The sequence below is a fragment of the Sphingomonas arabinosi genome, assembly GCF_036663715.1.
Lineage (GTDB): Bacteria > Pseudomonadota > Alphaproteobacteria > Sphingomonadales > Sphingomonadaceae > Sphingomonas.
The window spans coordinates 79,319-104,419 of sequence record NZ_JAXOJN010000009.1 but is presented as its reverse complement, the minus strand read 5'-3'; the positions used below and the strand labels follow the sequence as shown (position 1 = coordinate 104,419).

Below are 25,101 nucleotides of genomic sequence, written 5' to 3'. Positions count from 1 at the left end.
ACTCCCCCCGCAAAAGTTAGCCGCGGCATGACCGACACATCCCCCGCCTCGAACGCCCGCAACTACCCGCTGCTGGCCGCCCCCCACGTCCACCTCCACGGCCCCGTCGACGACGCGATGTACGACACGTTCAAGTCGCAACTGGTCGCCGCCCCAACCGAAGGCCCGCTGGTCGTCTCGATCACCACGCTTGGCGGCGATCCCGAAGTCGCGCGCGCGATGGGCGACAACATCCGCCTGCTCCGCGAATACACCGATCGCGAGACGCTCTTCCTCGGCAAGGTCGCGGTCTATTCCGCCGGCGCGACCTTCATGTCCGCCTTCCCGGTCGACAGCCGCTTCCTGACGCGCGGCAGCCGCATCATGATCCACGAGCGCCAGATGCAGAGCACAATCGAGCTCAACGGCCCGCTCAACACGCTGTCCTACGCGCTCAAGGCCAAGCTCCACGAGATCGAGGATTCGATCAACATCCAGGAGGAAGGCTTCCGCGCGATCGTCGAAGGCTCGAAGGTATCGCTCGAGGACTTGAAGAAGAAGGCCCCCTCCAACTGGTACATCGAGGCCGAAGAGGCCCGCGACCTCGGTCTCATCCTCGATATCATCTGAGCGAACCACGAATGGCGGCGCGGCGCGGCGGGTGACCCATGTTGCACCCGCGAAGCTAAGCGTTTGCGAGCGGGCCCCGTGTCATGTATCGGCTCCCATAACCTATAATCACACCACGGACGGACCGCTCGCAATGGCCGAATTCTCGCTCCCGAAAAACAGCGTCGTCAAGAAGGGCGTCAAGCACGCCTCTACGAGCCAGGGTTCGGGGGACAGCAAGCGTCTGAAATCGTTCAAGGTCTATCGCTACGATCCGGATTCGGGCGAAAACCCGCGCTACGATACGTTTGCGCTCGACCTAGACGACACCGGCCCGATGGTGCTCGACGCGCTGATCAAGATGAAGAGCGAGCATGACTCCTCGCTCACCTTCCGCCGCTCGTGCCGCGAGGGCATCTGCGGCTCGTGCTCGATGAACATCAACGGCAAGAACGGCCTCGCCTGCACGACGGCGATCGAGGATTGCAAGGGCGAGGTCCAGATCACGCCGCTGCCGCACATGGACGTGATCAAGGATCTGGTCCCCGACTTCACGCATTTCTACGCGCAATATTCGTCGATCAAGCCGTGGCTGCAGACCGTCACCCCGCCGCCCTCGGGCAAGGAGCGCCTCCAGTCGCCGGAAGACCGCTCGAAGCTCGACGGCCTGTACGAGTGCATCCTGTGCGCGTGCTGCTCGACCTCGTGCCCGAGCTATTGGTGGAACGCGGACAAGTTCCTCGGCCCGGCGATCCTGTTGCAGGCCTATCGCTGGCTCGCCGACAGTCGCGACGAGATGACCGGCGAGCGCCTCGACGAACTCGAGGATCCGTTCCGCCTGTACCGCTGCCACACCATCATGAACTGCGCGAACGCCTGCCCCAAGGGCCTCAACCCCGCCAAGGCGATCGCCGAGATCAAGAAGATGGAAGCCGAAAGGGTCGTTTGATCCGATTGATCGGGGAGGGGGCGTGTTTCACTCCCTGTTCCCCGCCCCAATCCTATTTCCCCTCCGGTCCCGCTCTCCCGTCCCGCTCCCCCCTCCCGTTCATGCTGAGCGAAGTCGAAGCGCGCGCTCGGGGCGGGGGAGGACATTCCCAAGATCCTTTGACTTCGCTCAGGACGAACGGGGAAAGGGTTTCAAGGAAACATCTTTGACCCAACCCCATTTCGTCGAAGCCGAAGACCCAGCCAACCCAGGTTGGCGCAGCTGGTCGCTCTCCGACCCAACCCGCTTCAACACGCTGCTCGGCCCCATGCTCTACCGCGTCGACGGCCACATCGTCCGCGTCCGCATCACCCCCGAGCATCGCCACTCCAACCTCCAGAACAACGTCCACGGCGGCGCGCTCCTCGCGTTCATCGACGTCGCGCTGTTCGCCGCCGCAAGAGGCTTCGGCCTGATCACCGCCGGCACCGCGGTAACGCTCGATCTCAACACGCAGTTCATCGGCGGCGGAAAGATCGGCGCGCCGATCGAGGCGCAGGTCGAGGTGCTCAAGGAAACCGGCCGCCTCTTGTTCCTGCGGGGCCTCGTGGTGCAAGGCGACGACGAAACCAAGATCGCCGCCTTCTCGGCCACGATCCGCAAGCCGTCCGGCAAGCCTCCAAAGGCTGACACCGCCACCTGACACCACCCCGGCGAAGGCCGGGGCCCAATTGGGACACGATCATTGTTGAAGCGCCCCGCTCCGTTATCGAAACCTTTCCAATTGGGCCCCGGCCTCCGCCGGGGTGGTAAAGAGGTGGGGCAGTGACCGTCCTCAAAGCCTACGAAGCGCTCGTAGCCTCAGGCGAACTCCGCCCAGACCCCGAACAAGCCGCCGCCGCCGCCCGCCTCAACACGCTCGCCAACGAACTCGCCGCCCCCAAGTCCACCGGCTTCTTCGCCCGCTTCTCGAAGAAACCAGACCCCCGAGGCGTCTATCTCTGGGGCGGTGTCGGTCGCGGCAAATCCATGCTGATGGACCTCTTCTTCGCCAACGCCCCAGTCGACAAAAAACGCCGCGTGCATTTTGGCGAGTTCATGCTCGAGGTCCACGCGCGCATTGCCGCCGAGCGCCGCAAGGAAGTCGGCGACCCGATCGTCCCCGTCGCCACCGCGATCGCAGACGAGACCCGCCTGCTCGCATTCGACGAGATGATGGTCACCAACAGCCCCGACGCGATGATCCTGTCACGCTTGGTGACGTCGCTGCTCGATTCCGGCGTGACGATCGTCACTACGTCCAACCGCCCGCCCGCCGACCTCTACAAGAACGGCCTCAATCGCGAGCATTTCCTGCCCTTCATCGCGACCATCGAGCAACGCCTCGACGTGCTGCCGCTCAACGGCCCGGTCGATTACCGCCGCGATCGCCTCGGCAGCCAAGACACCTGGCTCGTCCCCAACGGCCCCGAGGCGACCGCGCAACTCTCCGCCGCGTTCTTCCGCCTCACCGACTTCTCGACCGACGACAGCGAGCACGTCCCCGCCGAAGATCTCATCGTTCAGGGTCGCACGCTCCGTGTGCCGAAGTCGCTTAAGGGCGTCGCGGTGTTCAGCTTCAAGAAGCTGTGCGGAGAGGCGAGGGGCGTGGCCGACTACCTCGCCATCGCGCGGAAGTTCCACACCGTCATCCTGGTCGGCATCCCCAAGCTCGGCCCCGAGAACCGCAACGAGGCCGCGCGCTTCGTGGCGCTGATCGACGCGCTGTACGAGCACAAGGTGAAGCTGCTCGCCGCGGCGGATGCGCAGCCGGGGGACCTTTACGAGAAGGGCGACGGGAGGTTCGAGTTCGACCGCACGATCAGCCGTTTGGAAGAGATGCGCTCCGAGGAATATTTGGCGGAAGGCCACCTCTGACGCACCCCAAATACCACCCCGGCGAAGGCCGGGGCCCAATTGGAAAGGTCGCAGTAACAGCGCGCGGTGCCCCGTTAGCAACGTTCCCCAATTGGGCCCCGGCCTCCGCCGAAGTGATTCGGTTTAAGTCGGCAAAGCTTATTGCACATGCGAACAACTCGCAATAACGCCATCACTTTTCCGCTTTAACGGTTGCCGTAGCGCCATAATGCGCGTAACCGGCGTCACCAATCACCCCGCACATCAGACGGAGACGGATTGGAATGGCTCGCAAGAAGATCGCGCTGATCGGCGCCGGTAACATCGGCGGTACGCTCGCGCACCTCGCAGCACTCAAGGGCCTTGGCGATATCGTCCTGTTCGACGTGGCCGAGGGCATCCCCCAGGGCAAGGCGCTCGACCTGTCGCAGTGCGGCCCCGTCGAAGGCTTCGACTCGACGATCACCGGCTCGAACGATTACGCCGACATCGCCGGCGCGGACGTCATCATCGTGACGGCCGGTGTCGCGCGGAAGCCCGGCATGAGCCGCGACGACCTGCTCGGCATCAACCTCAAGGTCATGAAGGCCGTCGGCGAGGGCATCAAGGCCAACGCCCCCGACGCATTCGTCATCTGCATCACCAACCCGCTCGACGCTATGGTTTGGGCGTTGCGTGAGTTCTCCGGCCTTCCGCACCACATGGTCGTCGGCATGGCCGGCGTGCTCGACTCGTCGCGCTTCAGCCACTTCCTCGCCGACGAGTTCAAGGTCTCGGTCAAGGACGTCACCAGCTTCGTGCTCGGCGGCCACGGCGACACGATGGTCCCGGTCATCAGCTACTCGACCGTGTCGGGCATCCCGGTGCCGGATCTCATCGCGATGGGCATGTCGAGCCAGGAAAAGATCGACGCGATCGTCAAGCGCACGCGCGGCGGCGGCGGCGAGATCGTCGCCCTGCTGAAGACCGGTTCGGCGTATTACGCGCCGGCGACCAGCGGCATCGCGATGGCCGAGGCGTATCTGTACGACCAGAAGCGCGTGCTGCCGGCGGCGGCGTATGTGTCGGGCGAGTATGGCCTGACCGATCTGTACGTCGGCGTGCCGGTGGTGATCGGGGCCGGCGGCGTCGAGAAGATCGTCGAGATCAAGCTCGACGACGAAGCCAAGGGCAACCTCCAGGTCTCGGTCGACGCGGTCAAGGAACTGATCGTCGCCTGCAAGGGTATCGATGGTTCGCTGAATTGATTTGAAGACGTGAGCTAAACCGATCTGCTGTTCCCCGGCGAAGGCCGGGGTCCAGTTGGGAGAACTCCCGAGATGGATACCGCCTTCTGCGTCTACATCATGGCCAGCATGCGGAACGGTACGATCTACCTCGGCGTCACGAGCAATCTTCCCAAGCGTGTTTGGGAGCATCGCAACGGTGTTGTCGCAGGGTTCACGAAGAAATACGGTTGTCATCTGCTCGTCTGGTACGAAGTTTATGACGATCTGGACGCCGCCCGGCAGCGCGAGCTGCGGATGAAGGAATGGAAACGGGACTGGAAGGTGAAGGAGATCGAAGGGATGAACCCGAACTGGGATGATCTGTTCGATACGCTGACGCCAAACTGATCCGCCTTCCCAACTGGGCCCCGGCCTCCGCCGGGGAACAAGAGAGAGAAAATTAGATGAGCATCCTCGTCGACAAGAACACCAAGGTCATCACTCAGGGCATGACCGGCGAAACCGGCAGCTTCCACACCAAGATGGCGCTGGAATACGGCACGCAGATGGTTGGCGGCGTCACACCCGGCAAGGGCGGCACGACCCACCTCGACCTCCCCGTCTACAACACCGTCGCCGAAGCCAAGGCGATGACCGGCGCGACCGCGTCGGTCATCTACGTGCCGCCCCCCTTCGCCGCCGATTCGATCCTTGAGGCGATCGACGCCGAGATCGAGCTGATCGTCGCGATCACCGAGGGCATTCCCGTGCTCGACATGGTCAAGGTCAAGCGCGCGCTGTCGGGCTCCAAGTCGCGCCTCATCGGCCCGAACTGCCCCGGCGTGCTGACCCCCGGCGAGTGCAAGATCGGCATTATGCCAGGCTCGATCTTCAAGAAGGGCTCGGTCGGCGTTGTCAGCCGTTCAGGCACGCTCACCTATGAGGCGGTGTTCCAGACGTCGAACGCAGGCCTCGGTCAGACGACCGCGGTCGGCATCGGTGGCGATCCGGTCAACGGCACGAACTTCATCGACGTGCTTGAGCTGTTCCTCGCCGACGACGAGACTCAGTCGATCATCATGATCGGCGAAATCGGCGGCGACGCAGAAGAGCAGGCGGCACAGTTCCTACGCGACGAAGCCAAGCGCGGTCGGTCGAAGCCGATGGCAGGTTTCATCGCCGGCCGTACGGCACCTCCGGGCCGCCGCATGGGTCATGCCGGCGCGATCGTGTCGGGCGGCAAGGGCGACGCAGAGAGCAAGATCGCGGCGATGGAAGCTGCCGGGATCCGCGTTTCGGAAAGCCCCAGCCTGCTCGGCGAGACGCTGCTGAGCGTGTTGAAGGGCTAACAAATCCTTCTCCCCTTGGGGAGAAGGTGGCACCCGTCAGGGTGTCGGATGAGGGGGAGTGGGGGCCGCAACGGTGTCCCCCTCACCCTCCCAGGCTTGCAGCTTGGGCCCCTCCCTCTCCCACAAGGGGAGAAGGACACTGAGGACGAGAACGATGGGCTACGAAGGCCAGGATTTCAGCGATATCGCAGCCGGCGTCAGCCCGGCGTTCGTGGAGACGCTCTACGCCAAGTTCAACGCGGACCCGGCCTCGGTCGAATCCGGTTGGCGCGCGTTCTTCGAGGGTCTCGAAGGCTCCGCACAGGGCCCGAGCTGGGAGAGCGCCCGCTGGCCGCTCACCACTACGGACGACCTGACCGCAGCGCTCGATCCGACCCAGATGGAGCCCGCGCCCAAGCCTTCGAAGGGCGGCAAGCCAGCCCCCGCCGCAGCGGCACCCGCTCCCGTCTCGAAGGAAGACATCGCCAAGGCCGCCGCCGACGCGATCCGCGCACAGTTGCTCGTCCGCACCTACCGCGTCCGTGGTCATCTCGCCGCCAACCTCGATCCGCTCGGCCTGTCGAAGCGCGAGATGCCCGAGGATCTGAAGACCGAATATCACGGCTTCTCCGATGCCGACATCGACCGGAAGGTCTATCTCGGCGGCACGATGGGTTTCGAATGGGTCTCGATCCGCGAGCTCGTCGACACCTTGCGCAAGAATTACTGCGGCAATGTCGGCCTCGAATACATGCACATCTCCGACGTCGAGGAGCGCCGCTTCCTCCAGGAGCGCATGGAGGGCCAGGACAAGGCGATCGAATTCTCCACCGACGGCAAGAAGGCGATCCTCACCAAGGTCATCGAAGCCGAGCAGTGGGAGAAGTTCCTCGGCAAGAAATACGTCGGCACGAAGCGCTTCGGGCTCGACGGCGGTGAATCGATGATCCCCGCGCTGGAAAGCGTCATCAAGTACGGCGGCCAGATGGGCGTGCGCGAGCTCGTCATCGGCATGGCGCATCGCGGTCGCCTCAACGTGCTCGCCAACGTGATGGCCAAGCCGTTGCGCGTGATCTTCCATGAATTCGCCGGCGGTTCGGCCAACCCCGACGACATCGGCGGCTCGGGCGACGTGAAGTATCACCTCGGCACCAGCACCGATCGCGAGTTCGACGGCCACAAGGTTCACATGAGCCTGGTCGCCAACCCGTCGCATCTCGAAGCCGCCGATCCGGTCGTGCTCGGCAAGACGCGCGCGATTCAGACGCTCAACAACGACCTCAAGGACCACGTCGCCAGCTTGCCCGTGCTGATCCACGGCGACGCGGCGTTCGCGGGGCAGGGGATCGTCTGGGAGTGCCTCGGCTTCTCGGGTATCCGCGGCTACAACACCGGCGGCTGCGTCCACTTCATCATCAACAACCAGGTCGGCTTCACGACCTCGCCGCAGTTCGCGCGCTCGTCGCCCTACCCGTCGGACGTCGCCAAGGGCGTCCAGGCGCCGGTCTTCCACGTCAACGGCGACGATCCCGAGGCGGTCACCTTCGCCACCAAGATGGCGATGGAATTCCGCCAGAAATTCCACCGCGACATCGTCATCGACATGTGGTGCTATCGCCGCTTCGGCCACAACGAGGGCGACGAGCCGTCCTTCACGCAGCCGCTGATGTACGACATCATCCGCAAGCACCCCGGCGTCTCGTCGGTGTACGGCGATCGCCTGATCAAGGAAGGCGTGATCGACCAGCCCTGGATCGACGAGAACGTGAAGCAGTTCACGCTCCGTCTCGAAGGCGAGTTCGAAGCGGGCGCGTCGTACAAGCCCAACAAGGCCGACTGGTTCGGCGGTCGCTGGACCGGCCTCAGCGCGCCGACCGACGGCGGTTCCGCGCGTCGCAACGTCGAGACCGGCCTCAGCCAGAAGCTGTTCGACTCGCTCGGCCGCACGCTGACCACGATCCCGGATAGCGTGAAGATCCACAAGACGCTCAACCGCGTGATCGACGCCAAGCGCGAGATGTTCAAGTCGGGCAAGGGCTTCGACTGGGCGACCGGCGAAGCGCTCGCGTTCGGCGGCCTGCTCTCGGAAGGCTATGGCGTCCGTCTGTCCGGCCAGGACTCGGGCCGCGGCACCTTCTCGCAGCGCCATGCGGTCTGGGTCGACCAGACCGACGAGCACAAGTACGTGCCGTTGCAGGAGATCGAACACGGTCGCTTCGAGGTACTCGACAGCCCGCTCAGCGAGTACGGCGTGCTCGGGTTCGAGTATGGCTACGCGCTCGCCGACCCGAAGACCTTGGTCCTCTGGGAGGCGCAGTTCGGCGATTTCGTCAACGGCGCGCAGATCATGATCGATCAGTTCATCACGTCCGGCGAGTCGAAGTGGCTCCGCGCCAACGGCCTCGTGATGCTGCTCCCGCACGGCTATGAAGGGCAGGGGCCAGAGCACAGCTCGGCGCGTCCCGAGCGCTTCCTTCAGTCGTGCGCCGACGACAATATCCAGGTCGCGAACTGCACCAGCCCGGCGAACTATTTCCACCTGCTTCGCCGGCAGATGCATCGCAACTTCCGCAAGCCCCTGATCGTGATGACGCCGAAGTCGTTGCTCCGTCACAAGCTCGCGGTCTCGAACGCCGAGGATTTCCAGGGCGACAGCCACTTCCGCCGTCTCCTGTCCGACACCAACGGTGCGGCGGACGTCGATACGAAGCGGCTCGTGCTCTGCACCGGCAAGGTCGCCTACGACCTGATCGAGGCGCGCGATGCCCACGGCGACACGGACACGCAGATCGTCCGCGTCGAGCAGCTCTATCCTTTCCCGGGCGAGCCGATCGCCGAGCGCGTCGCGCGGATGCCGAACCTCGAAGAGATCGTCTGGGCGCAGGAAGAGCCGAAGAACAACGGCTATTGGTTCTTCGTCGAGCCGCTGATCGAGGAGGCGCTGGCAACGGTGAACTCGCCCGTGAAGCGCGCGCGCTACGCCGGCCGCAACGCCTCGGCGTCGCCCGCGACCGGCCTGATGAAGCGTCACCAGGCCGAGCAGGGCGCGCTCGTCGCCGACGCGCTCGGCCACAACGTCCGCGACGAAATCCGCCGCGCGCGCAAGACCGAAGACGAACGCTCTGCCGGCAAGGCTGGCGCATAACTCCAATTCCTGCATCTCCGCCCGTGCGGGGATTGAAGAGGTAGAAGCAAACATGGCAACCGAAGTCACCGTCCCCGTCCTGGGTGAATCGATCACCGAAGCCACCCTCGGCGAGTGGCTGAAGCAGCCCGGCGACCCCGTCGCCGTCGACGAGCCCATCGCCAGCCTCGAGACCGACAAGGTCTCGGTCGAGGTCCCGTCGCCGGTCGCCGGCGTTATGGGCCAGCACGCGGTCGCCGTCGGCGACACCGTGCAGGTCGGCGCGATGCTCGCCACGATCGACGCCGGTGATGGCGCCGCCGCGTCGGCCCCTGCGCCCGCACCCGCCGCGACCGCAACGCCAGCCGCTGCTCCCGCCGCCAAGGACGAGTCCGGCGCGGGTTACGGCGACCAGCCCGGCGCCGGCACCAGCGACTCGCCCGCCGCGCTCTCCCCGTCGGTCCGCCGCGCGGTGCTCGAGCACGGCGTCGACCCCGGCACCGTAAAGGGCACCGGCCGCGACGGTCGCATCACCAAGGAAGACGTGACCGCCGCCGCGTCGAGCAAGCCTGCACCGGCCCCCGCCGCAGCCCCCGCACCGGCCGCAGCGCCCGCCGCATCGGGTCGCGGCGAAGAACGCGTGCGCATGACGCGCCTCCGCCAGACGATCGCCAAGCGCCTCAAGGAAGCGCAGAACACCGCCGCGATGCTGACGACGTTCAACGACGTCGACATGACCGCGGTGATCGAGGCGCGCGCCAAGTACAAGGACCTGTTCGAGAAGAAGCACGGCGTCCGCCTCGGCTTCATGGGCTTCTTCGTGAAGGCCGCCACCATGGCGCTGCGCGATATTCCCTCGGTCAACGCGTCGATCGACGGCGACGACATCGTCTACCACGACTATGCCGACATCTCGGTCGCGGTCTCGTCGCCGGGCGGCCTCGTCGTCCCCGTGATCCGCGATGCCGACCAGATGTCGGTCGCGACGATCGAGAAGACGATCGGCGACTTCGGCAAGCGCGCCAAGGAAGGCGCGCTCAAGATGGACGAGATGAAGGGCGGTACCTTCACGATCTCGAACGGCGGCGTGTTCGGCTCGCTGATGTCGACCCCGATCATCAACCCGCCGCAGTCCGCCGTGCTGGGCCTACACCGCATCGAGGAGCGCCCGGTCGTCGTCAACGGCCAGATCGTCATCCGCCCGATGATGTACTTGGCACTCAGCTACGATCACCGCCTGATCGACGGCCGCGAAGCCGTGACGTTCCTGGTGGCGCTTAAAAATGCTATCGAGGATCCGACGCGGATTCTTATCGACCTGTGAGGTAGCAATGGACTGGCGCGACCACATTCACTCGGACCCCGGCATCATGGGCGGCAAGCCTGTTTTTCGGGGTACGCGCTATACCGTGGAACGCGTCCTGAAGCTGGTCGGCGCGGGTTGGTCCTATGACCAGATCGCGGAAGAATATCCGGGGGTGCTTTCCGAGCACCTCCGCGCCGCCGCCCTGTTTGCCGCAGATCTCATGCACGACGAAAGCTATGTCGCGATCGGTCGGGCACGCGCGGCTTGAAGCTGATGTGCGATGCGAACATCGGTAGCCGCATCGCTCGCGTTCTGAGTACGGCCGGACACGATGTCGTACGTGCATCCGTTGTTTTGCCCGACGAGAAAGACGAAATCATTCTCGCGTATGCGGTCGCCGACGATCGCTTTCTCATTACGTGCGACCGCGATTTTGGCGAACTCGTCTTTCTGAAGCGAGCGCCCGCACCGCCCGGCATCATCTATGTCCGGTTCGAGCCGGACCACGTCGAACACATCCTTCCGCGGTTGTTGCCGCTCCTCGAATTCGAGGCGTGCAATGGCCATATGACTGTCATCGGGACGAAGCGTGACCGCGCTGTTCCCCTCCCAGCGAAGAGCAAAGACAATGGCTGACTACGACTATGACGTCCTCGTGATCGGTGCGGGCCCCGGCGGTTACGTCGCGGCGATCCGCGCCGCGCAGCTCGGCCTGCGCACCGCCTGTGCCGAGTCCCGCGAGACGCTCGGCGGCACCTGCCTCAACGTCGGCTGCATTCCGTCCAAGGCGTTGCTCCACGCGTCCGAGATCTACGAGGAGGCCAAGGGCGGCCACCTCACCAAGTTCGGCATCGATTTCCAGGGCGTCACCCTGAACCTCGACCAGATGCACGCCGAGAAGGCCAAGGCCGTCAAGGAACTGACCGGCGGCGTCGAATTCCTGTTCAAGAAGAACAAGGTAACCTGGCTCAAGGGCAAGGCCGCGTTCCAGGACGCGCACACCGTCGACGTGAACGGCCAGAAGGTCACCGCGAAGAACATCGTCATCGCCACCGGCTCCAGCGTCATGCCGCTCCCCGGCGTCGAGGTCGACCAGAAGACCGTCGTCGACAGCACCGGCGCTCTAGAGATCCCGAAGGTCCCCGAGCACATGGTCGTCATCGGCGGCGGCGTGATCGGCCTCGAGCTCGGCAGCGTCTGGCGTCGTCTCGGCGCCAAGGTCACGGTCGTCGAGTTCGTCGACCAGATCCTCCCCGGCTTTGACGGCGAAGTCCGCCGCGAGACTGCCAAGCTCTTCAAGAAGCAGGGTATGGAGCTGAAGCTCTCGACCAAGGTCACCGGCGTAACCGTCGCCGACGGCGTCGCGACCGTCACCGTCGAGCCCGCCGCCGGTGGCGCGTCCGAGACGCTGACAGCCGACGCGGTGCTCGTCTCGATCGGCCGTAAGGCCAACGTCGACGGCCTCAACCTCGAAGCCATCGGCCTCGAACTCAACAAGCGCGGCCAGATCGAAACCGACCACTCGTTCCGCACGAAGGTCGACGGCGTCTGGGCGATCGGCGACTGCATCCCCGGCCTGATGCTCGCGCACAAGGCCGAGGACGAGGGCGTCGCGGTGGCGGAAAACATCGCCGGCCAGACCGGCATCGTCAACGAGGACATCATCCCGAGCGTCGTCTACACGATGCCCGAGATCGCCGGCGTCGGCCTCACCGAAGAGGCTGCCAAGGAAAAGACCGCAGAATCGGGCGGCATCAAGGTCGGCAAGTTCCCGTTCGCCGCCAACAGCCGCGCCAAGACCAACCGCGACACCGACGGCTTCGTGAAGATCATCGCCGACGCCAAGACCGACCGCGTCCTCGGCGTCTGGATCGTCTCGAGCCTCGCCGGCACGCTGATCGCCGAAGCCGCCATCGCAATGGAATTCGGCGCGACCAGCGAAGACATCGCCTACACGTGCCACGCGCATCCAACGCATGCCGAGGCGATCAAGGAAGCGGCTATGGCGGTACAGGGCAAGCCGATTCATATCTAGTACGACCGCGCAAAGGCCGTAGCGCAAGCTACGGCCGAGCACCCAGCGGTCGGACCGGCCGGCGCGGCCAAAAGCCGCGTCCGACGACAGGGGCTTTGCCCCTGTCCGGCCAAGCCACGGTACGACCGCGCAAAGGCCGTAGCGCAGCTACGGCCGAGCAATCAGCGGTCGGACCGGCCGGCGCGGCCGAAAGCCGCGTCCGACGACGGGGGCTTTGCCCCTGTCCGGCCAAGCCACGGCTAAGCTGAATTTCTGGAGGGCGTCGGTGGTAATCCACCGGCGCCCTCTCTGCGTTTGCACGGCGAACGGCGAACGGCGAACGGCGAACGGCGAACGGCGAACGGCGAACGGCGCGGGTGCGGAGCGAGGGGTGAAGGGTGAAGGGTGAAGGGTGAAGGGTGAAGGGTGAAGGGTGAAGGGTGAAGGGTGAAGGGTGAAGGGTGAAGGGTGAAGGGTGAAGGGTGAAGGGTGAAGGGTGAGCGGTGAGCGGTGCGGCGGGGCGAAGGTAGGAAGCAGATGTAACCACAGTCAGCTTCAAGCCTCGCACCATTCCAAAACCCCACCCGGCGCCCCCATCCGTCATCCCGGCGAACGCCGGGACCCACGGTTACGGCGGACCCGGCGATCACGCGCCACCATTACCCGGTCCGCAACCATGGGTCCCGGCGTCCGCCGGGATGACGGGGGGAAGGGTGATCATGAGGGCGCGTGGTTTAAGGTGTAACGCGAACCGCAAGAGGATCATGATCCCCACCCGCCACCCCGGCGAACGCCGGGACCCACGGTTACGACGGACCCGGCGATACCGCGCCACCGTTACCCGGTCCGCAACCATGGGTCCCGGCGTCCGTCGGGATGACGGGGGAAGGACGATATGAGGGCGCGCAGTCAAAGGTGTAGGGCGACCTAGTGCCTGGTGCCCCGTGCCTCGTGCACTCCGCTCTGCTTAACCCCCTCACGCCCGAGCGGACCGACCAGCCCCGAGTACGGCTGCCGGATGCCAAGCCCAAGCGATCCTAGGAGGGGGAGGCCAAGAGAGACCACCGATCAGGTCCTCGCTAGCAGCCTCTCTCAAGGCCACCCATCCAACCAGAACCAAAAGCACCACCCCGGCGAAGGCCGGGGCCCAATTGGAAAGGCTGCAGTAACGGCGCGTAGCCCTACATCATCGCCGTTCCCCAATTGGGCCCCGGCCTCCGCCGGGGTGGTGCCAATCTGAAATGTATTGCCAGGAGGAAACCAGCCCAGAGCGTGCGACGACCAACGCGTTCCCTACAGCCATCGCGCCAACGAAACGGCCGCCGCCGCCCAGCACACCATCGTCAAACCTCAGGCGCACCATTCCGCTTCAGGCGGCAAGGGTGGTGCGTCACAACGCGCCGGTTCCGAGGCGGCCCCCGCACAGGGATTGGCCACAGACCCATCCTACCAAAAGCACCACCCCGGCGAAGGCCGGGGCCCAATTGGAAAGGCCGCAGTAACGGCGCGCCGCCCTACGTCATCGCCGTTTCCCAATTGGGCCCCGGCCTCCGCCGGAGTGGTGCCCCCATGACGTGTATCGCCGGGAGGATATCAGTCTAGGTCGTGCGACGAACGGCGCGTTGCACTACATCATCGCTCCAGCGAAACTGCCCCCCCCGGGCACACCAAAAATCAAACCTTAGGCGGACCATTCCGCGGCTTGCCGAACCCGGCGAACAGCGTCTCCAGTCCCGCCGTAACCGTGCCGATCACCTTGGCCATTTCAGGCGGCAACGGTGGCGCCTCCCCACGCGGCGGCTTCGGCGCAGCCCCGGCATAGGGATTGGCCGCAGGCTCGTCCGACGAAGGCTTCGCGCCAGCCTCAGGGGCTGCCGACGTCTCCGGCGTCACCGGCGGTTCAGGCGGGGCAGGGTGCCCAGCACGCCCGGCGGTCTTCGCATCCTGCTTCGTGATCGCAGCCGCAGCCATCATCAATCCAGCCGCGACCACCTGCCGCCCGGCCGGCGTCCCCAACTGCCGGGTGACCGCCGCAGCGATCCCCGCAAAAGGCGTCGCGCCATCATGCTTCCGGCCATGCTTGGCGCCATCATGCTTCCGGCCGTCATGCTTGCCGCCATGCTCATGCCCACACCCACCGCTGGCGGCCCGCTCAGCCTCGCGCTCGCGGCGCTTCCGCTCGTCCTTCTTTTTGCCCATGTCACGCTCCAGAACTGTATTGTCTATCCAATACACCATGTAAGTATCGCCGGCCCGCGCCACAATGCCCCCTTTCGTTCGGCACCCGCGTTACCCATCTCTGCAACCGACCTGACGGCGCCGCACAAGGCTTGCCGCACCCGAACAAATATGGAACACACCGCCTCATGCTGACCAAGATTTCCGTACGCGGCGCGCGCGAGCACAACCTCAAGGACGTCGACATCGACATCCCCCGCGACACGCTCACGGTGATCACCGGGCTCTCCGGGTCAGGCAAGTCCTCACTCGCGTTCGACACGATCTACGCCGAGGGCCAGCGCCGCTACGTCGAATCGCTCTCCGCCTATGCCCGCCAGTTCCTCGAACTGATGCAGAAGCCCGACGTCGACCACATCGAAGGCCTCTCGCCCGCGATCTCAATCGAGCAGAAGACGACCAGCCGCAACCCGCGCTCGACCGTCGCCACCGTCACGGAGATCTACGACTATATGCGCCTGCTCTGGGCGCGCGTCGGCATCCCGTACTCCCCCGCCACCGGCGAGCCCATTGCCGCGCAGACCGTGTCGCAGATGGTCGACCGCGTCATGGCGCTCCCCGAAGGCACGCGCCTGTACCTGCTCGCCCCCGTCGTCCGCGGCCGCAAGGGAGAGTACCGCAAGGAGCTCGCCGAGTGGCAGAAGGCCGGCTTCGCGCGCGTCCGCATCGACGGCGAGATTTACGACATCGACGAAGCCCCCGCGCTCGACAAGAAGTACAAGCACGACATCGAAGTCGTCGTCGACCGCTTGGTCGTCGGTGGCGAAATAGCCACGCGTCTGGCTGAGAGCTTCGAAACCGCGCTGAAACTCGCCGACGGCCTAGCCTATGTCGACCCCGCCGATCCGGTCGAGCCGCACACCCCCAAGTCGGAAATCCTCGGCAACAACGCCCCCGATGGTCGCATCGTCTTCTCAGAGAAATTCGCCTGCCCGGTCAGCGGCTTCACCATCTCCGAGATCGAGCCGCGCCTGTTCTCGTTCAACGCCCCGCAAGGCGCATGCCCGGCCTGCGACGGCCTCGGCGAGAAGCTGCTGTTCGACGAAGACCTCGTCGTCCCCAACCACATGCTCAGCATCAAGAAGGGCGCGGTCGTCCCCTGGGCGAAATCAAACCCGCCGTCGCCCTATTACATGCAGGTCCTCGGCAGCCTCGCGCGCGAATTCAAGTTCGACATCGAGACCCCCTGGTCCGACCTCCCGCCGGAGGTCCAGAGCACCATCCTGCACGGCTCGAAGGGCAAGCCCGTCACGCTCACCTTCATCGACGGCAAGAAGAAATACGACGTCTCGAAGCCGTTCGAGGGCGTCATCGGCAACCTCAACCGCCGCATGCTCCAGACCGACTCCGCCTGGATGCGCGAGGAACTCAGCAAGTACCAGTCCGCCGCCCCCTGCGAAGTCTGCGGCGGCGCGCGCCTGAAACCCGAAGCGCTCGCGGTCAAGATCGCGATGAAGGACATCTCCTACGCCACGCATCTCTCGGTGGTCGACGCGCTCCAGTTCTTCACCGACATGCCGCAGCATCTCGGCGACCAGCAGAACGCGATCGCCGAACGCATCCTCAAGGAGATCGTCGAGCGGCTGGGCTTCCTCAACAATGTCGGCCTGGACTACCTAAACCTCGACCGCACCTCCGGCACGCTAAGCGGCGGCGAAAGCCAGCGCATCCGCCTCGCGTCGCAGATCGGCAGCGGCCTGTCCGGCGTGCTCTACGTCCTCGACGAGCCCTCGATCGGCCTGCACCAGCGCGACAACGACATGCTCCTCAAGACGCTCCGCCGTCTGCGCGATCTCGGCAACACCGTGCTCGTCGTCGAGCATGACGAGGACGCGATCCGCACCGCCGACTACATCATCGACATGGGCCCCGGCGCCGGCGTCCGCGGCGGCCAGGTCGTCGCCCAAGGCACTCTCAAGCAGATCCTCAAGTCGAAGGGCAGCATCACCGCCGACTATCTCAACGGCACGCGCGAAGTCCCGGTCCCGACCACGCGCCGGAAGGGCAACGGCAAGAAGCTCACCGTCCACAACGCCGTCGCCAACAACCTGCGCGGCGTCACCGCCAGCCTGCCGCTCGGTACCTTCACCTGCATCACCGGCGTCTCCGGCTCGGGCAAGTCGAGCTTCACGATCGACACGCTCTACGCCGCCGCCGCGCGCGAGTTGAACGGCGCGCGCATCGTCCAGGGCAAGCACGACAAGATCACCGGCCTCCAGTATCTCGACAAGGTCATCGACATCGACCAGTCGCCGATCGGCCGCACCCCGCGCAGCAACCCTGCCACCTACACCGGCAGCTTCACGCAGATCCGCGACTGGTTCGCCGGCCTGCCGGAATCGCAGGCGCGCGGCTACAAGCCCGGCCGCTTCAGCTTCAACGTCAAGGGCGGCCGCTGCGAGGCGTGCCAGGGCGACGGCGTGCTCAAGATCGAGATGCACTTCCTCCCCGACGTCTACGTCACCTGCGACGTCTGCCACGGCGCGCGCTACAATCGCGAGACGCTCGAGGTGAAGTTCAAGGGCCATTCGATCGCCGACGTGCTCGACATGACGGTCGAGGACGCCGCCGAGTTCTTCAAGGCGGTCCCCCCGATCCGCGACAAGATGGCGATGCTGGTCGAGGTCGGCCTCGGCTACGTCAAGGTCGGCCAGCAGGCGACGACGCTCTCGGGCGGCGAAGCGCAACGCGTCAAGCTCGCCAAGGAACTCTCGCGCCGCGCCACCGGCAACACGCTCTACATCCTCGACGAACCCACCACCGGGCTCCACTTCGAGGATGTGCGCAAGTTGTTGGAAGTCCTCCACGCGCTGGTCGAGCAAGGCAATACGGTGGTGGTAATCGAACACAATCTCGACGTCATCAAGACCGCCGACTGGGTCCTCGACCTGGGTCCGGAAGGCGGCGTCAAGGGCGGCGAGATCGTCGCGGAGGGGACGCCGGAGAAGGTGGCGAAGGCCAAGGGTAGCTTTACGGGGAAGTATCTGGCGCCGTTGTTGGAGAAGCGGGTGGTTGCGGAGTGAGCAGGTTGAGCCTTAGAGGTCATCTCCCACAGGCTCGTCTTGCACCGCGAGCCCCTGTGGGTTGTCGTAATTGGCTTGAATATGCATGTGAAGGTTAACGCGAACTGCAGCTGCCATCGCTGGTGAGCGGACTGCGGGATCGAGGCCCTCTGCAGTACTTTGAATCATATATTCTCCCCAGACTCCAATATTCCCATCCCATTCGGCGTCTTCAATAACTCGCTCTGCAACATCTGCGTATGTTTCGCCGTCAACACTCCGCCAAGAGGTCCAGTTTAATCCGCGCGCGATATCGATCCTGGGTATGTTTCTCATAGGAACTGGGGCAGTGGGGGGACGAGTGCTTCCCCAGTCGCCGTATGTCAGAGATCCACGGTTTACGCTTCTTCGAACCTCTTGAAATAGAAGTCTTTCCGCAACGGGGATGTCAAACCGCTCACCGAGCCCCGAGAATGACTGTGGGAAGCTACTTCCCGCAACAACGACCTCAAAATGTTCAGATACGTCCATCAGCGATTCTAGTAAGCCGGCGCACGTTGCCGATTGTGTTAGAACATCGGTCCGCCATCCGCAATCGAAGACGAATAAAACGTTTCGAATGTTGCGATATAGGCAGTAACTTGCAATCTCTAAAAATTGCCCCGGCTCTTGAGTGGTAACACGAATGACAACGCCGCGATCTAAGTTCTCTATGTGATCTATCTGGCGCTCTAGTTGAAGGTCCAGCGGAGAAAGGCGTAATACGGGAACTATATTGTTTGATCTTGCAACGCATTCGTAATACTGAGAGTAGCCATCCGAGGAATCGAAAAGTCGAGAAAACTCTTGGTATGCCTGCCTTTGGGCGTTCGCAATATTTCGGGAATCATCTAGATCGAGGCCATATGCTCGGTCGCCGACCGCTTCCTGTATGACATCGAACACTTTTGCCAAAGTTCTTGCGTTAAGCCATGGGCGGATCTTAATGACAGGGAAGATAGCGTTCTTCGTATTTGTAGGAAGTTCGCGTAGGGCGCGCATTTCTGCCAAGCGTGCATGAAGCAGGGGTGCATACGTTCGCCCTTCAAGCATACTATACCCCTAACTTAATTCGCATTGCCTGCTGCGAAACTCGAAACAGTTTGCTCAACTCGGCAATCTGTTCGTCGACTGGCAGGTGGGCCACTTTTGGTCTCGCTTTTCGAACAGAGGCATCTGGCATAATTATGAGAGAAGCAAGCTTATTGGCTTCTACTTCCTTGCGATCGCTAAGGCTTGATCTGTAGAGGACGTCGTCAAAAAGGCCGCCTCCAATATCCTGACGATGGAGCAGAAAATGGGCAATCTCATGCGCTAGCGTGAAGCGCTGCCTTTCTACCATCTCGTGACGGTTTATCTTAATCCGGTAGCCACTCGCAGCTGTATCGGAAGGCTCAATCAAGCCAGATTCTTCAGGGCGAAGTGTGGATTTGAAAACCTCAAGGCCAAGAGCATCTGCTAAGGCGCCGAGTCTAACTGGGGTTTCTTGAAGATACTCGTCTAGAGTGGCTTTGTATTTTTCTGGAATGATCATACTGCGTCTTCGTCGAATGTGCTATCATTTTCGATTTGAGGCTTTCGTCCTCTGGCTACTTGAATTTCTCTGCGAACGTCCTCTTTTATCTCCTGAACTAATTCGACATATCTGATGTCGGTCGTGCTGAACCGACGTTCCAGAAATTCATCAGAGCTTTGTTTGACCCGTGACTCAAACGCGCTCCACCCTATTATGGCCAAGCCGCCTAGAAATAACGCCAGCGCTGCCAATATTACGCCGAGTGCAGTAAGAATTATGCTTATAAAATCTGCCGAAGATATTTTATCATTTGGACTTGGAGTCAAGCCGGAGCCAGCCTGCAAGACATATAATAATGCTGCGCCGGTAAGCATGAGGACGATCATCGTTAGGATGCGCCGAGCTACGTTCATAAAAGATCTGTGGAACAGAATGAGAACATAGTCAATACAGCCTGATTAGCATCGTTTAAGCCAACAATAAACGTCGCTACTGTTTTGCAAACCCCACCGCCACCCGCAACGCCGCATTGATCCTCCCTTGCCACCCCGGCCCGCCCTCGCGAAACTTCGCCAGCACATCGCGGTCAAGCCGCAACGTCACCTGCTGCTTGGCCCGGTCGCGCAGGGGAGGGTGGCCCTTCACGACGCCGTTTGGCCCCAGATAGCCCGTTGCCGGACGGATCACTTTCCCGCCGATCGCGAACTCGGCATGTTCGAACATCTCGTCGGTCCACTCCGGCGCATCGTCCGAGGGATCAAGCCAAGGGGTGCCGGTCAAGACCGGATGGTTGGTCGCGGTGGCGTAGGCGAGTGCTTCGCTGATGTCGGGGTCGGTCAGGTACGGAAAATCCTCGACGATTTCTTCCGCGCTCGCGCCGCCGAGAAGCATCCCGAGAACGTCGACGATACGCATACGTGTACCGGTTACGACGGGTGTTCCGCCGCACACGTCGGGAGCGATCGTTACGCGGGGAAAGCCTGCGACCGTCATGGGTATGAACGTGCAGCGCACGGGTGCCGTCGTCAAGCCGATCGGCGGAACACGCCAACGCCGCTGCTCGTTGAACCAGCGAACCAACAATCGGACGAACCCCATGACCAAGCCCCAACCGCACAAGCCCGCCAAGCCCAAGACGTTCGGCATCAACGCGTTGTCGATCGGCGCCGCGGCGATCGGTCTCGGGGGTGCGTTGCTGGCGGTGTTCCTGCGCTCGAAGAGCAACCCCGCCGAGCATGCCGCGCCCGATCTCGCGCTCGACAAGCCCCGCCCCGGTGCGGACGATCGCGCGCCGGAGGCCTTCCGCCCCGATCCTACCGCGGTCCCCACCAAGGCCGAGCGCGAGTCGCTCCGCCCCGCCACCGGCCCCGCGCCTTCGTTCGCCGCGGATCGCGGTTCGACGCTCGGCTGAGGCGAGCGGGGGCTGAGCGCTCGCTTCCGCTGATCCTCCCCCGCCAGGGGGAGGTGGCTGACGGAGGAAGGGCGTAACCTCCATCCTTGTTCTCCTGCGAAGGCAGGAGCCCAGGATCAAGCAGGACAGCGATCGTGGCTCCTGGGCCCCCGCTTTCGCGGGGGAACAAGACCGCAGTTCAAGCCGCCGAGCCATCCCGCTACCCCCCGAAACCGCTGTCCTACACACCCCGATCCGGCATACCTGATCGGTCCTCTCCGTAACGAGGATCGATCATGGCGAACGCACCCACCCCGGCCGACCCGCACCCATGCATCGCAACGCGCGCCGCGCCCGCACCCAGGCCGCGCTACGAACCCCCGATCCCCGATCATCTCCCCGACGCGGTCCGCCACGTCATGGCTTGGCAAGCCCATGTCGACGCCGGCCGGATTGGCACCCTCATCCCGGCATCGCCGGAGATCGCCGCCAACCGCGACCGCTGGACCGCGCTCGCCCGGAGCATGCGCAAGTGACCGCCCTCCCGCCGGAATCGATGATCGCCCCCCAACCCCGGCACACGCTGGAATCCGCGCCGGAGGCCACGACCGACCACGTCTCGCCCCAGCCCGCCGATCCCACCAACCAGCCCCACACCGAAAACGCGCCCTACGCCCCCGCAACGCCCGCCCGCTACACCCAGCGCAGCGACGGCTGGACCCCGGATCGCCAGCGCGCCTTCCTCGAACGCATCGCGGAGGGCGCCACCGTCGACGAGGCAAGCGCCAGCGTCGGCCTCTCGCCCGCTGCCGCCTACTCCCTGCGTCGCCGCGCATCCGGTGCGGCATTCGCGCTCGGCTGGGACGCCGCCAAGCTGGTCGCGCGGCCGATCGTCGCCGAAACCCTGTTTCTCCGCGCGATCGCCGGCCAGACCGAGCGCGTCACGCGTCCCGACGGCGAAGTGATCGAGCGCCACCGCTACGACAACCGCCTCGCCATGTCCTTGCTCAACCGGCTCGATCGCCACGCCGACGCCTCCGAGACGGCCAACGCCGCCACCCGCATGGTCGCCGCCGAATTCGAAGCCTTCCTCGACATCATCGCGCTGGACGCCGGCCCCGCCCGCGCCGGCCTGTTCCTCGGCGAGCGTCTCGAAGCCGACACGGCAGGGGAGGCGGCGATGGCCCCGATCCTCACGCTCGCCCGCGCGGATCGCTGGTTGCGCAGCGCCGCAGGTGTCGCGTCGGGGATCATGGTCGCCGATCTCGATCCCGCCGCCCGCGCCGACTGGACCGCCGATCAATGGTCCCGCGCCGAAGCCGCCGGCCTCCTCCGCCTCGCCCCCGAACCCGTGCGCGCACCCGCGCCCTCTACCAAACCCGCTCCCGCCGAAACCACGCCAGCGTCTATACTTCCTATACTTCACTCGGTTCGCCACGACGGTCGCGTGGGGGACAGCCCGGTCTGGTACGATCCGATCGCCGAAGGCTGGCGCACCAGTTTCCCGCCGTCACAGCCCTTTTTCGGCACCGAATATGGCGACTTCGGCGATGAGGAGTATCACCGCGAATGCTCGGACGACGAGGCGATCATCCTCGACGTTCCCCATGACCGGGAGATTGCCGAACGCGCGGCCGTCGAAGGCGCGGACCGCGACACGTGGTTCGTCGGCTATGCGGTCGACGGCGGCCTGGTCGACGAGGCCGGCGCCGAGGCCGCGGGCGCCACCGACAAAGCCCGCCTCGTCGCACTCGCCTGGAGATTCGATCCGCATCGCCCGCCCAAGCTCGAACCCAAGCTCGAACCCAAGCCGGCAACCGCATCCACGTCCGGGCCTGCGCCTCGTCCGCCCTCAACCGGCCTGTGTGTTCAACCCCCGCTCGGCCCCGTCCAGTCGCAGCCCACGGACGTTCCGTCGTCAGCGCTCGCGTGTCCTGCACCCAAATCCAACATCGGGCGTTCTCCCGCCGTCAGACTTTTAATCGACGGGAACCCGCATGAGCATCTTCAGCAAGATCAAGTCCGCTATCTTTGGTGAGAAGGGCCCGCTGGGCAGCGGCCATTTCGGCACGCCCAAGCCCGCCGCACCCGCGCCCGCACCCCAGACGACCGCCGCCCAGACGACCGCCGCCCAGCCCCAGGCCGCACCGACTCCGCAAGCCGCGCCTGCCGCCACGCCGGTAACCGCGCCCGCGCCGCAGTCGGTCGATGTCGAGGCCGTCCTCTCGGGCATCGCCTCGCGCAGGAATTCCGACCTCAACTGGCGGTCGTCGATCGTCGACCTGATGAAGCTGCTCGACCTCGATTCGAGCCTCGACAACCGCAAGGAACTCGCCACCGAGCTGGGCTACACCGGCGCGAAGGACGGCAGTGCGGAGATGAACATCTGGCTGCACAAGGCCGTGATGCGCGAGCTGGCGAAGAACGGCGGCACCGTGCCGGCCGGTCTCAAGGACTGATGTTAGGTCGGCGTCGGCAACCAAACCCCGGCGCCGATCATTACGTTTCAGTATCAACCGACTGAAAGGACACGAAATGCGCGTTGCGATGCTGGGCCTGCTGGCCGCCTCCACCCTGGTCGCCGGCTGCGTCGGCGGCGGAGGTGACCGCTACGGCGTCGACCCGCGCTATCGTTCCTACGATTACAACCGGCCGGACCCTGCCTATGGCAGCTATGACGCCGGCCGCTATTACCGCGACGACCGTCGCTACCGTGAGCGCCGCCTGTCGCGCAACGACCGCGTCTACCGCGGTAATGACGGTCGCTATTACTGCCGCCGCAACGACGGCACCACGGGGCTGATCGTCGGCGGAGTCGCGGGCGGCGTGCTCGGCAACGTCATCGCGCCGGGTGGTTCGGGTCTGCTCGGCTCCCTCCTCGGTGCGGCCGGCGGTGCGCTTGCAGGGCGTGCAGTCGATCGCTCGAGCAACGATGCCCGCTGCCGTTAAATACCTCGACCGGCGTCGAAATATCGGCGCCGGTCGTTTTAGATAATCCCTGGTCCGGGCGGCGGGGGACAAAATATTATCGGTGCAAATCGGTGTAATTCTCGACCCGATGTGGTCGCAAGATTTGCAATTCCAGCCGTCTTGGCCTATCTAGAAATCTGCTACAGTCGCACATCGACGGTTCTTGGCGCTTTGCGGCACCTTTCTCCTTCTTTCCCTGCTCCGCGGCACGCGGTCGCCCGGCTCTCGGGCGGTCTATCTTAAGAAGGAGCCATCTCATGGCTATCACCGGAACCGTAAAGTTTTTCAACGCCGACAAGGGCTATGGCTTCATCGCGCCGGACGGCGGCGGCAACGATGCATTCGTGCACATCACCGCGGTTGAGCGCGCCGGCATGCCTACGCTGAACCAGAACCAGCGCGTTACCTACGAGCTCGAGCCCGACAAGCGTGGCAAGCAGTCGGCCGTGAACCTCCAGCCAGCCGATTGATCTCGCTGGCGGATTTCGGTCCGCCAACCCGATCTTGGCTGCGATGCGGCGGCCATGATGGTCGCCGCATCACCCCTTTGAAATTTTCCGCAGGAGCGCACCAGCATGGCCGATAATCCAGAATTTTACCGGGCCCGCGCTGATGAAGAGCGTCGCAACGGTGATGCCGCCCTCCTCGACAACGTCCGCGATCGCTGCCGCCGCGCCGAAAAGGCCTGGGACGACATGGCATCGCGCGCCGAACGCACCCAGATCCTCCGCGCCGCCCGCGAAGCCGCCCCCCCCGGTGGCGAACGCATGATGATCGGCACCCCCTCGATGGCCCCCGCCGAATAGGCTCGCCCTTCGAGTTCTGAGTGATTTGAAGGAGACCCAGGTGCAGCGATGTGCTTGGGTTTCTTGGCGTAATGAGACAGCCACCGACTCGGTGCCGCGCAATCGCCGGCAGCGATCTATTTCAACGGCTTACCCGAATCCTTCCACCGCTCGAGAATCTGCGACTCCGGCGGCAGCCTGTCGGACACGACCGTTTCCAGCAGTACTGGAACGACGGGCCTAGCCCGAGCCAATCCCGTACCAGGAACCGCACCAACCATAGCGGCAGCGAACATCTGCGGAGTAGGCGGCACGACCGTCGCAACCGACACATGCGGCCTCGCCAACACCATGCCTGCTGCCCCTCGTCCGGCTCCGATGCAGCTTCATAATAAATCGCGACGGTGAGACACTGCATCGCCCGGTCGCGGTCGACTAACGATGCCCGGCCATCGAGAACGGTTGAGCCGCAACGACGCCGACGTCGACCATCGCACCCGTCGGTATTGGCAAGTCGGGCAGGTCGACAGTGCCGGTGACGCCGGTCGCAAGAGCGCCGGTCTCTCGTTCCGAGGACGACAGCTCCGTCGTGCCGGGGACGCGTACCGGCGACGCGGCCACAGCCTGGTCGTTCGCGGCGTTGCGCTCCGACAACGCCCGAAGTGCAGCGTGCGCCGAGATCCCGGCGGCGATGATCAACACCGTGGCAAGCGACGTCGGCCATACACGCTTCATCAACCGAACCGTCTGCACCCGAACGCGCAATCGC

The 25,101-nt window shown here is 64.4% G+C and carries 26 protein-coding genes; 20 read left to right on the top strand and 6 right to left on the bottom strand.

The window, feature by feature from the left end:
- Positions 1-27 precede the first annotated feature (27 nt).
- From U1708_RS15010 to lpdA, 12 genes are all read left to right on the top strand, one after another.
- Positions 28-609, top strand: a complete 582-nt coding sequence (locus U1708_RS15010) for a ClpP family protease (protein WP_332746618.1) — start codon at positions 28-30, stop codon at positions 607-609.
- Positions 610-742: 133 nt separating this feature from the next.
- Entirely contained in the window at positions 743-1,537 is a 795-nt protein-coding gene (locus tag U1708_RS15005) for a succinate dehydrogenase iron-sulfur subunit (RefSeq protein WP_307083324.1), read from the top strand.
- A gap of 205 nt (positions 1,538-1,742) precedes the next feature.
- Positions 1,743-2,219, top strand: a complete 477-nt coding sequence (locus U1708_RS15000) for a PaaI family thioesterase (RefSeq protein WP_332746617.1) — start codon at positions 1,743-1,745, stop codon at positions 2,217-2,219.
- 122 nt (positions 2,220-2,341) lie between these two features.
- Positions 2,342-3,433, top strand: a complete 1,092-nt coding sequence (zapE, locus tag U1708_RS14995; protein ID WP_332746616.1) for a cell division protein ZapE — start codon at positions 2,342-2,344, stop codon at positions 3,431-3,433.
- Positions 3,434-3,696: 263 nt separating this feature from the next.
- Entirely contained in the window at positions 3,697-4,659 is a 963-nt protein-coding gene (gene mdh, locus U1708_RS14990) for a malate dehydrogenase (RefSeq protein WP_254687682.1), read from the top strand.
- Between the two features lie 72 nt (positions 4,660-4,731).
- The gene (locus U1708_RS14985) at positions 4,732-5,028 is read left to right on the top strand and encodes a GIY-YIG nuclease family protein (RefSeq protein WP_307083331.1); all 297 of its coding nucleotides are present in this window, start codon (positions 4,732-4,734) and stop codon (positions 5,026-5,028) included.
- Positions 5,029-5,084: 56 nt separating this feature from the next.
- Positions 5,085-5,969, top strand: a complete 885-nt coding sequence (sucD, locus tag U1708_RS14980) for a succinate--CoA ligase subunit alpha (protein WP_132896083.1) — start codon at positions 5,085-5,087, stop codon at positions 5,967-5,969.
- Positions 5,970-6,123: 154 nt separating this feature from the next.
- Complete coding sequence (locus U1708_RS14975; RefSeq protein WP_332746615.1) at positions 6,124-9,093, top strand: 2-oxoglutarate dehydrogenase E1 component; 2,970 nt, start codon at positions 6,124-6,126, stop codon at positions 9,091-9,093.
- A 52-nt stretch (positions 9,094-9,145) separates the two neighbouring features.
- Positions 9,146-10,396 (top strand): 2-oxoglutarate dehydrogenase complex dihydrolipoyllysine-residue succinyltransferase, encoded by a 1,251-nt coding sequence (odhB, locus tag U1708_RS14970; protein ID WP_332746614.1) that lies wholly within the window; start codon positions 9,146-9,148, stop codon positions 10,394-10,396.
- A gap of 7 nt (positions 10,397-10,403) precedes the next feature.
- A complete protein-coding gene (locus tag U1708_RS14965; RefSeq protein WP_147079310.1) occupies positions 10,404-10,646 on the top strand; it encodes a DUF433 domain-containing protein in 243 nt (80 codons plus the stop codon).
- Between the two features lie 5 nt (positions 10,647-10,651).
- Positions 10,652-11,014, top strand: a complete 363-nt coding sequence (locus tag U1708_RS14960) for a DUF5615 family PIN-like protein (protein WP_332746660.1) — start codon at positions 10,652-10,654, stop codon at positions 11,012-11,014.
- The gene (lpdA, locus tag U1708_RS14955) at positions 11,007-12,413 is read left to right on the top strand and encodes a dihydrolipoyl dehydrogenase (RefSeq protein WP_332746613.1); all 1,407 of its coding nucleotides are present in this window, start codon (positions 11,007-11,009) and stop codon (positions 12,411-12,413) included. The genes U1708_RS14960 and lpdA overlap by 8 nt, the downstream gene beginning before the upstream one ends.
- Positions 12,414-14,066: 1,653 nt before the next feature.
- Here lpdA and U1708_RS14950 read toward each other — a convergent pair.
- Entirely contained in the window at positions 14,067-14,591 is a 525-nt protein-coding gene (locus tag U1708_RS14950) for a hypothetical protein (protein WP_332746612.1), read from the bottom strand.
- Positions 14,592-14,758: 167 nt separating this feature from the next.
- Between U1708_RS14950 and uvrA the strand changes: the two genes are divergently transcribed.
- Entirely contained in the window at positions 14,759-17,653 is a 2,895-nt protein-coding gene (gene uvrA, locus U1708_RS14945; RefSeq protein WP_332746611.1) for an excinuclease ABC subunit UvrA, read from the top strand.
- A 12-nt stretch (positions 17,654-17,665) separates the two neighbouring features.
- Here the strand turns inward: uvrA and U1708_RS14940 are convergent, their stop codons facing one another.
- The 4 genes from U1708_RS14940 to U1708_RS14925 form a co-directional block, all read right to left on the bottom strand.
- Positions 17,666-18,724: a beta family protein gene (locus U1708_RS14940; protein WP_332746610.1), complete on the bottom strand. Its 1,059-nt coding sequence runs from the start codon at positions 18,722-18,724 to the stop codon at positions 17,666-17,668.
- Between the two features lies 1 nt (position 18,725).
- Positions 18,726-19,205: an ImmA/IrrE family metallo-endopeptidase gene (locus tag U1708_RS14935; protein ID WP_332746609.1), complete on the bottom strand. Its 480-nt coding sequence runs from the start codon at positions 19,203-19,205 to the stop codon at positions 18,726-18,728.
- The gene (locus U1708_RS14930; RefSeq protein WP_332746608.1) at positions 19,202-19,573 is read right to left on the bottom strand and encodes a hypothetical protein; all 372 of its coding nucleotides are present in this window, start codon (positions 19,571-19,573) and stop codon (positions 19,202-19,204) included. Before U1708_RS14930 ends, U1708_RS14935 begins: the two co-directional genes overlap by 4 nt.
- A 103-nt stretch (positions 19,574-19,676) precedes the next feature.
- Positions 19,677-20,180 (bottom strand): BrnA antitoxin family protein, encoded by a 504-nt coding sequence (locus tag U1708_RS14925; RefSeq protein ID WP_332746607.1) that lies wholly within the window; start codon positions 20,178-20,180, stop codon positions 19,677-19,679.
- A 103-nt stretch (positions 20,181-20,283) separates the two neighbouring features.
- Here U1708_RS14925 and U1708_RS14920 point away from each other — a divergent pair, with 103 nt between their 5' ends.
- The 7 genes from U1708_RS14920 to U1708_RS14890 all read left to right on the top strand — a co-directional run bounded on the left by U1708_RS14920 (position 20,284) and on the right by U1708_RS14890 (position 24,353).
- A complete protein-coding gene (locus tag U1708_RS14920) occupies positions 20,284-20,598 on the top strand; it encodes a hypothetical protein (RefSeq protein ID WP_332746606.1) in 315 nt (104 codons plus the stop codon).
- 275 nt (positions 20,599-20,873) lie between these two features.
- Positions 20,874-21,113 carry a hypothetical protein gene (locus U1708_RS14915; protein WP_332746605.1) on the top strand — a complete coding sequence of 80 codons (240 nt, stop codon included), beginning with the start codon at positions 20,874-20,876 and terminating at the stop codon, positions 21,111-21,113.
- Complete coding sequence (locus U1708_RS14910; protein WP_332746604.1) at positions 21,110-22,615, top strand: hypothetical protein; 1,506 nt, start codon at positions 21,110-21,112, stop codon at positions 22,613-22,615. Before U1708_RS14915 ends, U1708_RS14910 begins: the two co-directional genes overlap by 4 nt.
- Complete coding sequence (locus U1708_RS14905) at positions 22,575-23,036, top strand: DUF3597 domain-containing protein (protein ID WP_332746603.1); 462 nt, start codon at positions 22,575-22,577, stop codon at positions 23,034-23,036. Before U1708_RS14910 ends, U1708_RS14905 begins: the two co-directional genes overlap by 41 nt.
- A gap of 76 nt (positions 23,037-23,112) precedes the next feature.
- Positions 23,113-23,526: a hypothetical protein gene (locus tag U1708_RS14900; protein WP_332746602.1), complete on the top strand. Its 414-nt coding sequence runs from the start codon at positions 23,113-23,115 to the stop codon at positions 23,524-23,526.
- Between the two features lie 278 nt (positions 23,527-23,804).
- Complete coding sequence (locus tag U1708_RS14895; protein WP_031394996.1) at positions 23,805-24,017, top strand: cold-shock protein; 213 nt, start codon at positions 23,805-23,807, stop codon at positions 24,015-24,017.
- Positions 24,018-24,122: 105 nt separating this feature from the next.
- Positions 24,123-24,353, top strand: coding sequence for a hypothetical protein (locus U1708_RS14890; RefSeq protein WP_307083377.1), 231 nt, complete (start codon positions 24,123-24,125; stop codon positions 24,351-24,353).
- Positions 24,354-24,767: 414 nt separating this feature from the next.
- On the opposite strand, the gene U1708_RS14885 is transcribed toward U1708_RS14890, so the two are convergent.
- Positions 24,768-25,067: a hypothetical protein gene (locus tag U1708_RS14885; protein WP_332746663.1), complete on the bottom strand. Its 300-nt coding sequence runs from the start codon at positions 25,065-25,067 to the stop codon at positions 24,768-24,770.
- Between the last annotated feature and the right edge of the window lie 34 nt (positions 25,068-25,101).